Here is a 13,235-nt window from a genome sequence, read left to right as displayed (position 1 = left end):
AACTAATTTAAATACAATATTCCAGGAACCTGAATTTTAATACTATCTAAGTCATACTCCGCTAATAAATACAACGTTTTATTTTTTATTAAACTCCTGTCTACCTCTATTTGAAATTGCGGAGAAGAATGATTTGTAAATATTTCTCTTTTTTTCACTCCTTTAGTATAATGTAAAGTATCCAATTGATAAAGATCAAAACTAAATTCATTTAGCCTATTGCATAATAGTCCGTCAAATTTTTGTCCACCAACTTTTTCTTTAGATGGTAAAATTATCATCTCAGAAGACAATATTTTAGCATAATTCAATTTATTGATTGAATCTCTCAATTCTTTATTCTCCTTCTTTAAAATCTCCAATTCCCCTTCAAGTTTATTAGTATTACAATTTATAAACACCGTACTTAATACCAATAATACTATTCTTTGTTTTCTCATCTATTTATCAATTTATAATTAGACTCTTGAAATATATCCATTACAATCAGTCCCTCACCAATCTTCTTTATTCTAATTGATCAAATTCCATACAACCAACTAAACATGTAGTAATAAGAATAGTTGTTCCTAATAAAAACAACTTTTTATAATTTGTAAGTAAAACCACCATAGCTAACTGAATTCAAAACTCTAAAAATAACGCTTTTATAAAGAATAAAAAGATGAACCTAAATCCATCTTCTTGCTTGCTTCAATTACTTAAACCCTTATTAATCAAAAACTAACATAAGTTAAAAATCTATAACATTAAATAACGAACTCAAGTATTTATTATCTATTAAGGCTCTTAGACATTTTGAACTTACTATATGCCTTTTATTGAAAATATTAACCTCTATGTCATAATAATGTACTGTATCATATCCAAAGCATCTGCTCTTATCTAATTCTAAACTTTTGCTTTTTACCATCTTTAAAGCCTCCTCAATATTATTTTTATCAATATCGGACAACTTCAGTTTTTTGCATTTACTTTTTGTTGAAAACTTTTTATTTTCTAACCTAAATACTTCAATTCTTTTATTTTTTAATTTGAAAAAATATGTTTCGTTTTTATCAAACCCATAAAATGTTAAATAAAACACTTCGTCTTTATCAGTTCCATCTATGTATTTATTTAATAAACTTTTATGATAAGCCGAGTCCTTTTCATATAAATCATTGTTCTGTGAAAAAGAATAAGAAGTAAAAAAAAATGTTAAAATTATAAGATATTTTTTCATTTAAAAGAATTTAAAAATGAGTTGGAATTCCTGAATATATATTTTGCGGTAATATTCTTTTTCTATTATTCGTATCATGTCCCGCTCCCACACGATTGTATCGTGTGACATTCTAATTCAAATAATCTATGAAAGATCTAACATTCATAGCTTAAAGAATTCAAACATCTAAAATAACACTTTTATAAAATCAAAAAGATGAACCTAAGTCCATCTTTTTGCTTGTTTTAAGTATTAACTTATTCTTGTTGCTTACTCTTACTCAACCACACGATACAATCGTGTGGGAGTGGGGTAGTTTATATTTTATCTTATCTAAGTTTTAAAAGATTTTATCTATTTAAAAATGCTTTCAATTCTTTGTAAGTACCAATCTTTATAGATTCTTTTTCTTTATCAATTACCTCCTTGATTTGTTCAGGAATGGCTACTTCAATAGCTAAAGTGCTCTCAACTACATCTAAAAACTTTACGGGATGTGCAGTTTCTAAAAAGATTCCTATTGCATTATCTTTTAATCCGTATTTCTCTAATCCTAAATATCCAACAGCACCATGCGGATCTGCTATATAACCACTTTCTTTATAAATAAATTTCATGGTTTCTTTTGTTAGTTCATCAGAAAAAGAATACGATGAAAAAGCTTTTTTTAGTTCTTCAATATCCTTCCCAAACAGCTCTTGTATTCTTATAAAATTACTCGGATTTCCAACATCCATGGCATTTGAAATGGTTGCTTTAGACGGTTTCGGTTCGTATTTTCCGCTTTCTAAATAATTGGGTACGGTATCATTCACATTGGTAGCTGCTACAAAATGTTTAATTGGTAATCCTAATTTCTGTGCCATAATCCCTGCACAGATATTTCCAAAGTTTCCGCTTGGTACTGAAAACACTACTTCTTTATGTTGTTTATATACTTGCTTATATGCAAAGAAAAAATAGAACATTTGTGGTAACCATCGGGCAACATTGATTGAGTTTGCAGACGTTAAGGTTCTTTGGATATCACCATCTAAAAATGCTGTTTTTACCATATCCTGACAATCGTCAAAAACTCCATCTACCTCTAAAGCCGTAATGTTTCGTCCTAAAGTAGTCAACTGTTTTTCTTGAATATCACTTACTTTTCCGCTAGGATACAAAATCACAACCTCTACTCCTTTTACTCCTAAAAAACCATGTGCAACGGCTCCTCCAGTATCTCCCGAAGTAGCAACTAAAACCGTTACTTCCTTCTCTGTATTTCTATTAAAATACCCTAAGCAACGTGCCATAAAGCGAGCACCTACATCTTTAAATGCCATGGTTGGTCCATGAAAAAGTTCCAACGACCCTATGTTTTCTTTGACGGATACCACCGGGAAATCAAAATTAATGGTCTCTTTAATTATTCCTTCTAATACTTCTTTTGGTATTTCATCTCCTACAAATTGCTCAATGGCTTTATAGGCAATTTCTTCATTCGAATAAGTATCTATATTTTCTATAAACTCTTTCGGTAAAGGTTTGATATCTTCGGGAAAATACAAGCCTTTATCTGGTGCTAACCCATTGACCACCGCCTCTTCAAAGCTTACTTTTGGTGATTGATGATGTAAACTATAATATTTCATTGTGTTGTTAGTTTTGTTCAAGTATTTGAATTCCTTGTGTATTAATTTCTGATTGAATCATGTGGAAATCAATTCCAGTTTCTTGATAAGTTTCCTTGATAGCTTTGTATACTTCTTTTGCTACTTCATTTCCTCTACATAAAGCAAAAATTGTTGGGCCAGATCCTGAAATTCCAGCTCCTAAAGCACCTGCTTCAATTGCTGCTTTTTTTACAGAGTCAAAATGCGGTATTAATTTTTTACGTACAGGTTCTACAATAATATCTGTTAGCGAATTACTTATTAATTCATAATTATCTGAATACAATCCGCTTATAAGTCCGCCAACATTTGCCCATTGGGTTACTGCACTTTTTAAAGGAATTTCTTTTGGAAGTACGTCTCTTGCATCTTTTGTTTTTACCTCAACCTGAGGATGAATTGCTACCAAACGTAATTCAGAAGGAACCGGTAAACTCACTATATCTAATGGTGTATAACTTCTTACCAATACAAAACCACCATAAATAGCTGCTGAAACATTGTCGGCTATTGGACTTCCGCAAGTTGCTTCTTCTCCTAACATGGCAAACTGTGTTAATGCTAGGTTAGAAAACGGATTTCCTAACAATGCATTCACACCAAACGCGGCTCCTCCAGCACTGGCAGCACTACTTCCCAATCCACTTCCAGGAGCATAGCCTTTATGAATGCTAATGGTGATTCCAAAATCTACCGGATGCTTTTTTAGCATTGCCAATGCTACCACACCTGCTGCATTTTTCGTTACATCAAATGGTAACTCAGCTCCAGTTATGGCAGTTATCCTAACGCCTTTTTCTTTTGTTTTTTCGAACGTCATGGTATCTCCTACATTATCTATAGCAAATCCTAAAGAATCAAATCCGCAAGAAACATTAGCTACGGTTGCCGGTGCAAATATTTTTATATAGTTCATTTTTTTGCTGTGTGTATCGTTTTCTTATTATTGAAACTTCTGATTTTTACTCATTTCCTACACGAATAACATCGGCAAAGATTCCTGAAGCGGTAACTTCTGCCCCTGCCCCTGCTCCTTTTATTTGTAATGGATTCACAGGATATCTATCTGTAAAGAACAATACAATATTATCGCTTCCTTCTAAATTGTAAAACGGATGATCCGATGGAATGTGTTGTAATCCTACATTTGCCTTTCCATTCTCAAATTCAGCTACATATTTCAATCTACAATTTTTATCATTCGCATCCTTATACAACTGCTGAAAATTGTTCTCGTAAACTTTTAAACTCTTATAAAAAGCTTCGTTATCTGTAGTATTTAAACTTTCTTCAGATAAAAATGAATTATTCACAATATCAGAAAGTTCTAATTCGTATCCGCTTTCACGCGCTAAAATCAATATTTTACGAGCTACATCAATTCCACTTAAATCGATTTTCGGATCTGGTTCAGTATATCCTTGTGCTTGTGCATCGGCTACTACATTATGAAATGTAACGGAGTCATTAAAATTATTAAATACAAAATTTAAAGTTCCAGATAATACTGCTTGGATTTTGTGCACTCGATCTCCTGAAGCTATTAAATTCTTTAAGGTATCTATAATTGGTAGTCCTGCTCCTACATTGGTTTCAAATAAGAAAGGTGCATTGTATTTTCTTGAAATCCTTTTTAATTTCTTATAGTTTTCTAAGTTAGATGCACAGGCTATTTTATTACAAGTAACTACCGCTACATTATTTCTTAAATAGTGTTCATAAACTTCAGAGACATTCGCATTAGCCGTATTGTCAACGAAAACTGAATTTCTTAGATTAAAACTCTTTGTTTTTTCAAAAAAGCTTTCAATAGTACTAGATTCACCTTCCGCCAATAATTGTTTCCAATTATCTAAATTTAAACCTTCTTCGTCAAATACCATTTTTCTAGAATTTGAAACACCAATAACTCTTAAGTTTAGCTTTAAATTCTCCTTTAAAAATTCTTTTTGTTGATTGACTTGCTCTAAAAACTTCTCTCCTACGTTTCCTACCCCAGTAACAAATAGATTTAGTTGCTTGATTTTTTCTTCAAAAAACTGTTCGTGTAAAGTGTTCAATGCTTTCTTAGCATCTACACTTTCTATTACTGCAGAAATATTTCTTTCTGAAGCTCCTTGCGCAATTGCTCTAATATTTACATTATTCTTTCCTAAAGCACTAAACATTTGTCCGCTTAAACCTTGATGATTTTTCATATGGTCCCCCACCAAAGCAATAATTGCCAAGCCTTTTTCTACCAGCACTTGATTTACTTTATGCTGATGAATTTCTAATTGGAATGTTTCATCTAATAATGCTTTTGCCGTATCGGCATCTTCATCAAATACTCCAATACAAATAGAATGCTCGGAAGATGCTTGTGTAATTAACACTACATTGATATGATGCAAGGCTAATGTTTCAAACATTCGTTTTGACACTCCCGGAACGCCAACCATGCCACTGCCTTCAAGAGTAAGCAAACTGATATTTTCAATATGGGAGATTCCCCTTACTGTTTTTTTGTTTTCAGATACTTTTTTAATTAAAGTTCCAGGGTTTTCAGGTTCAAAAGTATTTTTTATTCTAATTGGAATTTCCCTTTCTAATACAGGTTGTATGGTTGGTGGATATAAAACTTTAGCTCCAAAATGAGATAGTTCCATTGCTTCTTCATACGATATTTCTGAAATAGCAAAAGCTTGCTTTACCACTCTTGGATTCGCGGTAAACATACCACTTACATCTGTCCAAATTTGAAGTTCATCTGCCTTCAATGCAGCTGCGTATATAGCGGCAGAGTAATCAGATCCTCCTCTTCCTAACGTGGTAATTTCTCCATCTTTATTTGAAGCTATAAATCCACCTAATACAACTACTTCACTTGTGTTTTCTTTTGAAAAACGTACAATATTCGAATTGGTTTCTTCAAAAAGTACCTGAGCATTTAAATAGTTACTATTGGTAATTATTAATTCTCTACTATTTTTATGAGCAGCATTTAAGCTTTCTTTTGCTGCATTGGCTATGATATATGAAGATAACTGCTCTCCAAAACTAGATACTTTTGCTAATGTATTTGGAGACAACTCTTTCAACAAAGAAACCCCTTGATATATCGCTATTAATTCAGAGAAAAGTGTATCAACATGCTGCTTTACCTCTAATTGATTCTTTTCTGAAATTAAACTCTCAATTACCCTATAATGGTGTTCTTTTAATTCAGAAACTAATGTTTCAATTTTTGTTGCATCTTCCAAAGACTCTTGAGCAATTGCCAATAATTTGTTAGTAGTCTTTCCAAATGCAGAAACAACTACGAATATTTTTTCCTCTTGTGAAGCTTGTTTTACGATTTGTAAAACCTGCTTAATGTTTTGTTGATTGGCTACCGAAGTACCGCCAAATTTTAAAACTTTCATTTTATTTTAACTAAAAATTATGTATGTGTTTTTTGAAAAATCACCATCTCTTTTCGATTCTTTCGAAAATATGGATATACCAATAAGATTATATGTAAATAAAAGACCCCCTAAAGGGTACCCGTTGTAGTAATAATTGTTGTGCCAATAAAAATACCAACCGCTGAAATTGCAGTTATTGAGATATTTATATTTTTATTTTCGGCTAACATTACTCCAAATGTATAAATTATTTTAATAGAAACAAGTCTATTTTTATTTTTAGTTAGTTTTTCTAAAAAAAATGATAAAATAATACTAGTCAATAAATTAATCCAATCTACCTATAATAAAAAGTAATTTTCTTAAAATTGTATTCTAAAATAGTTTGTTTACTTTTGTGTGAGAAAACTTAAGACAATTAAATAATTAAAATATTATAAAATGGCGTTAGAAATTACAGATGCATCTTTTGAAGAAGTAGTATTAAAATCAGATAAACCAGTTTTAGTTGATTTTTGGGCGGCTTGGTGTGGACCATGTAGAATGGTTGCTCCTATCGTTGATGAAATTAGCAATGAGTATGAAGGAAAAGCAGTTGTTGGTAAAGTTGATGTAGATAACAACCAAGAGTTTGCTGCTAAGTATGGAGTAAGAAACATTCCAACTGTTTTAATCTTTAAAAATGGTGAGGTAGTAGATAAGCAAGTTGGTGCAGCTCCGAAGAAGACTTATACTGATAAAATCGATGCTGCTTTATAGTAGTTTATCAAATAAAACATTGTAAAAGGTTTGGCATATGCTAAACCTTTTTTTATTTTCGACCTATATGATGAACTTAAGTACAATTTCTACAGAAATAAAAAACCTAGACCTACTAGCAAAGCAGGTTGTTGAAGGTTTTATTACCGGAATGCATAAAAGTCCATTTCATGGGTTTTCTGTTGAATTCTCAGAACATAAATTGTATAACAAAGGAGAAAGTACTCGCCATATTGATTGGAAGCTTTTTGCCAAAACTGAAAAACTCTATACTAAAAAGTATGAGGAAGAAACTAATTTAAGGTGTCATATTATTATTGATAACTCCGCTTCAATGCACTACCCTATTGTGAAAACGCAAACAATTAATAGTTTGAATAAAATAGGATTTGCAAGTGTTGCAGCGGCTTCTTTAATGGAAATATTAAAACGACAACGCGATGCTGTTGGCTTGAGCGTTTATGCCAATGAGTATGAGTATTATGCTCCTGAAAAAGGAAGTGAAAGGCATAGAAAAATGCTTTTAAACCAATTAGAACAACTTTTAACTTCTAAAACATCTTCTTCTACCGAAACATATAAATACTTGCATGAAATAGCCGAAAAAATACATCGCAGGTCATTGATCTTTTTATTTACCGATATGTTTCAAACCAATGTGGCATCAGAAGAGTTATTTGAGGCTTTGCATCATTTAAAATACAACAAACACGAGCTTGTATTGTTTCATACCTACGATGGTAAAACAGAGTTTAATTTTGATTTTGATAGTTCTCCTAAAAAATTGATTGATGTGGAAACCCAACAAGAAATCAATTTATACACAGAAAATGTACAAGAACAATATCAAAAAGCTATTAAAGAACACTTTTCTGAATTAAAAAATAAATGTTTACAATATAAAATTGATTATGTTCCTTTAGACATCAACCTGGGATTCAACGAAGTACTTACAAGCTACTTAATTTCTCGACAAAATTTTTCATAATTCCTTGTTTTAAACAATAAAAAAGTTATATATTTGCACCCGCTAAACGCAACGGTCTGGTAGTTCAGCTGGTTAGAATACATGCCTGTCACGCATGGGGTCGCGGGTTCGAGTCCCGTCCAGACCGCAAAAATCTCGAAAGAGTAAGTTCTTAAAAAAATATTTGCAAATACGAAAATCAATTTTATATTTGCATTCGCTAAATGCAACGGTCTGGTAGTTCAGCTGGTTAGAATACATGCCTGTCACGCATGGGGTCGCGGGTTCGAGTCCCGTCCAGACCGCAAAAAGCTCTTCAAATTTTGAAGAGCTTTTTCTTTTTATATACTTTATTACTTTACATCCTTTTTTTCTGTTTAATAAGCTAAAAATCAAAAATAGCACTATCCACTACAGACAATGCTATTTTCTTTATTCAAACCCTACAAAATAAAAATGTTTAAAAGGACATTTTAATTCACTTCATTATTATTGTTTATCTCTGATAATGGAACCGGTAAATATGCGTGATTTGCAGCACTAAAACCGTTTCTACCCGCTGCCTGCATTGCCTGATCTAACATCCCCCATCTTCTTAAGTCAAAAAACCTAACAGATTCTAATGTCAACTCCATAGTTCTTTCGTGGATAATTTGGTTCTTTACATCATCTTTAGAGGTAACAGCAATCGGAGGCATTGCCCCATGCTTTTCTCTAATCTCGTTGATTAAAGGAATTGCCTGCGCTGTTGAACCAACTTCATTCAAAGCTTCTGCATACATTAACATTACATCTGCATAGCGCATTAACGTAACATTTAACCCTATATAACTATTATTCCAAACATAATTAGGCAACCATTTTCTATAATACACCTTGCCAGCATTTGTACTGTTGTATTGCCAATCCATCAACTGATCCCATGTATACCCCTGCATTCTTGGAGTAGCTGCATCATTATAATAATCATCTCTAAAATAAAGCGTTCCATACAATCTATTATCATACAAACCATTTGTTGCAATTTGGCCCTCTGATTTCATAACCGTTTCTAACGCTTTCGTAGCTTCTAAACCACCCCAGCCACCTATTGACCAATCACCAATAAATGCATGTAAACGAGTAGCATTCCACGAAGTAGCATCTCCAGTTTTAAACTGCAATTCAAAAACCGACTCTGAATTATTCTCATTCTCTCCATTGAAATTACTTAAGAAATCTAATTCTAAACTATAACTTCCTGTACTACCATCTACCACCTGCTTTAATGCATCTACTGCATTTTGATAGTCAGTCGGTTCTGCTGAAGACACATCTCCAGCTTTATGAAGATACACCTTACCCAAATATGCTAACGCTGCTCCTCTAGTAGCTCTTCCTACTTCTGTTTCTCCTTTATTAGAAATCATCGTAGCAGCATTTTTAAAGTCATTTATAACAAGAGCCCAAGCCTCTGGCCTTGTAGATAATGCCTTGTCTAAGGTAGTTGCTGTTGGAGATTCTTCCCTTATGATTATCTGATCAAATAAGGTTAATAATTTAAAGTGATAATACCCTCTTAAAAATGTAGCCTCGCCAATAATTTGTTTTTTCTCCGCATCAGAAATCTGATCAGGAGTCATCTGACCTACTTTCGTAATCACTTGATTTGCAAAGTTTATTCCTCTATAATTAGTATCCCATAAAACCTTTATGAAAATATGTCCATTTGTATAATTAAAATTAAAAATAGACATCCAATGTGCGTAGTTAGCTGCATCTGGACCTGGCAAAGAATAATCTGACCTAAAATATTCAACTACAGGCCTTCCTTCTTGCCAACCATCCCAAAAATTACTTCTCGATTCTAATTCAGAATACGCAGCCGTTAACCCTTCTTTTGCATCTTTAGCATTTCTCCAAAAGGAAGCTGAAGTTAATTCATCTGGTGATTTCTGATCTAAAAATTCATCATCATTACACGATATTAAACCTGTAATTAATGCTATTGCTAAAATTTTATTAAAAATTCTCATGTTGTTTGTCTTATAATTGTAATTGAAACCCTAAAATAACTGACTTGAATTGTGGGTATAACGACCTATCAATACCTCTAGAAAGAACAGACCCTCCTACTTCTGGATCCAATCCACTGTAATCAGTAAACGTAAATAAGTTTTGCCCCGTCACATATACACGAAGCTTATTAATATGAACCTTTTCTAACATCTCTTGCGGAAAAGAATATCCTAGTTGAATTGTTTTTATTCTCAGATAACTTCCACTTTCTAAAAACCTTGTAGACGCACGATTATTCCCATTTGGATCTCCTAATACAGCTCTAGGAATATTTGTATTAGTATTTGTTGGCGTCCAAGCATTTAAAGTTAATGCTTCAAAGTTTCGACCACTATCCATACCTATAGATTGAAATCTATTTCCATTGTATATCTTGTTTCCTCCAACACCCTGAAAGAAAATATTAAAATCGATACCTTTATAATCAGCATTTAAGTTTAAACTATATTCATAACTTGGTAAAGCACTCCCTTGATAAACTTCATCTTTACTATCCAATACCCCGTCTCCATTTTGATCTACAAAACGAATGTCTCCAGGAGCAGCATTTGGCTGAAGTGTTCCTGATGGGTCATGCGCATCTATTTCTGCTTGTGATTGAAAAATACCATCTGCAACCGGCAAGAAATAAGCCCCTGGCTCGTACCCTAATTTTGTTTGATTTACAAAATGATCTGCTCCAAACAAAAGACCAGCTCCTCTAAGAATTTGCGACTCATTCCCCAATCTAGTCACCTCACTGTTTAAAGTTGAAAACGTTGCTGTAGCAGAAAAATTAACCTCATTTATTTTAGTACGATAATCTAAATCAAACTCGAAACCACTGTTTTGAAACTCTCCAAAATTCACTATTGGGTCATTTACAACCCCTGCATTACCAGGTAATTCTCGTGTTAACAACACCTTATCACTTATTGTTTTATAGTAGTTGATTCCACCTTTTAGCGCTCCATTTAAAAGACCATAATCTAAACCGATATTAGTAGAGGTACTTTCCTCCCATTGTAAATCTAAATTTTCTAAATCTGTTACAATACTTCCTGAAGCAGAAAGTTGAGGATCACCAAAAACATACCCTCCATTACCTTGACTACTGCCTTGTCTAATTAACACCTGATGACCATAGTAACCTAATGCAGTATCATTACCTGCCTGCCCCCAGCTTGCTCGAAGTTTTAAGAAACTAAACACATTTTGATTCTCCATAAACTTCTCCTCTGTAATCTTCCATCCTGCAGAGAAAGAAGGGAAAATCCCGTATTTCCTATTTTTACCAAACTTAGAAGATCCATCTCTACGTACACTTGCCTGAAACAAATATTTATTATCATATGTATAATTAAATCTTCCAAATTGAGATACAATATTATACCTTCCGTTTGAACCAGACCCTGAAAATGTAGCCTGAGCTGAACTAAACGCACTTAATGTATTAAAGTTATCATCTAACAACTCAACAGCTTCCCTAACACCATTAACCTCCTTATATCCTTGAGCCTGTACATAATTAAATTGTGAAAGTGTCGAAATACGCTGATAACCAGCCAATAATTTAAAATCATGCTTCCCAAAATCTATATTATAATTAGCGGTATATAACTGGTTGATTTTTCTTAAAAAACCATCATTCTCAGAAATAAACGAATAAATATTATTCTCACTGGTATCGTTATCTCTTGCTCTAAACGCAGGATTAAAGCTAAAATCAAAGTTAGTTCGATCAGAAAAAGAGTAATTCGCCTTAACATTCAACCCTTTCAGTATTTCGTACTGTGCACTAAAATTCGTTAAGAGATATCTAAACTTACTGTAGCGTTGTCTAAAATGGTCGTCAGCAACAGGGTTTCTGTGATCTCCTATTTGCCCGTCTCTATATCCAAATCCAGACTCTTTTGTATCATCATATACTGGAATTAAAGGAGAGATTCTAAAAGTTTCTCCTAAAGAAAATTTATATGGATTTCTTTTTGTTTCTGTATAGTTAATATTTGCAGATAACGTAAGTTTATCTGACTTTAAAGTCCCGTTTACAAAGAATCCTTTTTTCAGAAAAGAAGAACCAATTAACAAACCTTGTTCATCAGCATAATTACCTCCAAAACTATAATTTAAGTTTTCTGAAGCTCCAGAAACCCTAGCATTAAGCAAATTAAGATACCCATCTCTATGTGTCTCATCAATCCAGTTTGTATTTACATTTGGTGGATTCGTTACATATGCTGGCAAAGCATTACCCGCATTCTCATACATCTGCCTATGAACACTTACATATCCATCAGCATCTAACAACTTAAGTTTCTTACGCTGTGTATTAATACTATACGACTGCTCTATTTCTACATTTACCCTACCTCTTTTACCTTTTTTGGTTGTAATAATAACAACTCCATTTGCTCCTCTTGTACCATATATTGCTGCAGAAGAAGCATCTTTTAATATCTCTATGGAATCAATATTTCTAGGATCAATAAAATAACTATCAGCTTCTACCCCATCAACAATATATAAAGGTTGATTGTTTCCAAAAGAAGCTATCCCTCTAATTAAAATACCAGGAGCTCCACCTGGAGACCCACTAGAAGAAGTTACACTAACACCAGCAACTCTTCCTTGCAAAGCTTGAGCAGGTGTGGTAGTAGTTACTTTTGTCAATTCCTCAGATTTCACCTGCCCAATAGCACCTGTTAAATCACTTTTCTTTTGAGTTCCATACCCCACAACAACAACTTCTTCTAAAGACTCAGAGTCTTCTTCTAAAGTCACATTGATAGTTGTTTGCTCTCCAACTAAAACCTCTTTAGTTTTATATCCTATATACTCAAACACCAACACCGATATTGGTGTTGCATCGATCTCGTACTCTCCATCAAAATTAGTTTCCGTACCCTTTACGGTACCTTTCACTACAATCGTTGCCCCTATCAATCCTTCTCCATTTTTATCAACTACTTTTCCAACAATTTTCTTCTCTTGAGAAAAAAGACTTGTAGAGAGCATTAATAAAAAACAGACTAGTAGGGTTTCAATCTTATTTACTAATAAAATTTGATTTTTCTTTAGTTGTTTTTGTTTCATAAATGTTAAATTAATTAATCCTTGTTTTTTACCTAAAACCTCACGGCTACACTATATTTAAAGACATATAAACACCTAAAAATCAATAAGACCGCTCAGCTAATTTAAGATTCAAACAAAATAAAACA

General features: G+C 32.9%; 9 protein-coding genes and 2 tRNA genes. 4 read left to right on the top strand and 7 right to left on the bottom strand.

The features are described 5' to 3' along the window. Positions 1-2: 2 nt before the first annotated feature. The 5 genes from ABNT22_RS04570 to thrA all read right to left on the bottom strand — a co-directional run bounded on the left by ABNT22_RS04570 (position 3) and on the right by thrA (position 6,266). Positions 3-440, bottom strand: a complete 438-nt coding sequence (locus ABNT22_RS04570; protein WP_348714526.1) for a hypothetical protein — start codon at positions 438-440, stop codon at positions 3-5. A 293-nt stretch (positions 441-733) separates the two neighbouring features. Beyond that, the gene (locus ABNT22_RS04565; protein WP_348714524.1) at positions 734-1,225 is read right to left on the bottom strand and encodes a hypothetical protein; all 492 of its coding nucleotides are present in this window, start codon (positions 1,223-1,225) and stop codon (positions 734-736) included. 332 nt (positions 1,226-1,557) lie between these two features. Further along, the gene (gene thrC, locus ABNT22_RS04560) at positions 1,558-2,841 is read right to left on the bottom strand and encodes a threonine synthase (protein ID WP_348714521.1); all 1,284 of its coding nucleotides are present in this window, start codon (positions 2,839-2,841) and stop codon (positions 1,558-1,560) included. A gap of 7 nt (positions 2,842-2,848) precedes the next feature. Next, positions 2,849-3,778, bottom strand: coding sequence for a homoserine kinase (locus tag ABNT22_RS04555; RefSeq protein ID WP_348714519.1), 930 nt, complete (start codon positions 3,776-3,778; stop codon positions 2,849-2,851). A gap of 46 nt (positions 3,779-3,824) precedes the next feature. Continuing rightward, positions 3,825-6,266, bottom strand: coding sequence for a bifunctional aspartate kinase/homoserine dehydrogenase I (gene thrA, locus ABNT22_RS04550; RefSeq protein WP_348714517.1), 2,442 nt, complete (start codon positions 6,264-6,266; stop codon positions 3,825-3,827). A 423-nt stretch (positions 6,267-6,689) separates the two neighbouring features. On the opposite strand from thrA, the gene trxA reads away from it, so the two are divergent. The 4 genes from trxA (at position 6,690) to ABNT22_RS04530 (ending at position 8,279) form a co-directional block, all read left to right on the top strand. After that, on the top strand, positions 6,690-7,007 hold the full coding sequence (gene trxA, locus ABNT22_RS04545; RefSeq protein WP_348714514.1) for a thioredoxin: 318 nt from the start codon (positions 6,690-6,692) through the stop codon (positions 7,005-7,007). A gap of 67 nt (positions 7,008-7,074) precedes the next feature. Beyond that, entirely contained in the window at positions 7,075-7,995 is a 921-nt protein-coding gene (locus ABNT22_RS04540) for a DUF58 domain-containing protein (RefSeq protein ID WP_412766887.1), read from the top strand. A 53-nt stretch (positions 7,996-8,048) separates the two neighbouring features. Beyond that, positions 8,049-8,122: transfer RNA gene (locus ABNT22_RS04535), tRNA-Asp, on the top strand. 83 nt (positions 8,123-8,205) lie between these two features. Beyond that, positions 8,206-8,279 (top strand) — tRNA-Asp (locus ABNT22_RS04530). Positions 8,280-8,447: 168 nt separating this feature from the next. On the opposite strand, the gene ABNT22_RS04525 is transcribed toward ABNT22_RS04530, so the two are convergent. Further along, a complete protein-coding gene (locus ABNT22_RS04525; RefSeq protein ID WP_348714511.1) occupies positions 8,448-9,989 on the bottom strand; it encodes a RagB/SusD family nutrient uptake outer membrane protein in 1,542 nt (513 codons plus the stop codon). 10 nt (positions 9,990-9,999) lie between these two features. Further along, positions 10,000-13,107 (bottom strand): TonB-dependent receptor, encoded by a 3,108-nt coding sequence (locus ABNT22_RS04520; RefSeq protein WP_348714509.1) that lies wholly within the window; start codon positions 13,105-13,107, stop codon positions 10,000-10,002. Between the last annotated feature and the right edge of the window lie 128 nt (positions 13,108-13,235).

This window comes from Tenacibaculum sp. 190130A14a, from assembly GCF_964048965.1.
In the GTDB taxonomy this organism is placed as follows: Bacteria; Bacteroidota; Bacteroidia; order Flavobacteriales; family Flavobacteriaceae; genus Polaribacter; species Polaribacter polynesiense.
This window is presented reverse-complemented; position numbering and strand designations above follow the sequence as displayed.

Bases quoted from the DNA above. Each gene is read 5' to 3' on its own strand.
- ABNT22_RS04570 (WP_348714526.1), bottom strand. From the start codon at position 440: ATGAGAAAACAAAGAATAGTATTATTGGTATTAAGTACGGTGTTTATA.
- ABNT22_RS04565 (WP_348714524.1), bottom strand. From the start codon at position 1,225: ATGAAAAAATATCTTATAATTTTAACATTTTTTTTTACTTCTTATTCT.
- thrC (WP_348714521.1), bottom strand. From the start codon at position 2,841: ATGAAATATTATAGTTTACATCATCAATCACCAAAAGTAAGCTTTGAA.
- ABNT22_RS04555 (WP_348714519.1), bottom strand. From the start codon at position 3,778: ATGAACTATATAAAAATATTTGCACCGGCAACCGTAGCTAATGTTTCT.
- thrA (WP_348714517.1), bottom strand. From the start codon at position 6,266: ATGAAAGTTTTAAAATTTGGCGGTACTTCGGTAGCCAATCAACAAAAC.
- trxA (WP_348714514.1), top strand. From the start codon at position 6,690: ATGGCGTTAGAAATTACAGATGCATCTTTTGAAGAAGTAGTATTAAAA.
- ABNT22_RS04540 (WP_412766887.1), top strand. From the start codon at position 7,075: ATGATGAACTTAAGTACAATTTCTACAGAAATAAAAAACCTAGACCTA.
- ABNT22_RS04525 (WP_348714511.1), bottom strand. From the start codon at position 9,989: ATGAGAATTTTTAATAAAATTTTAGCAATAGCATTAATTACAGGTTTA.
- ABNT22_RS04520 (WP_348714509.1), bottom strand. From the start codon at position 13,107: ATGAAACAAAAACAACTAAAGAAAAATCAAATTTTATTAGTAAATAAG.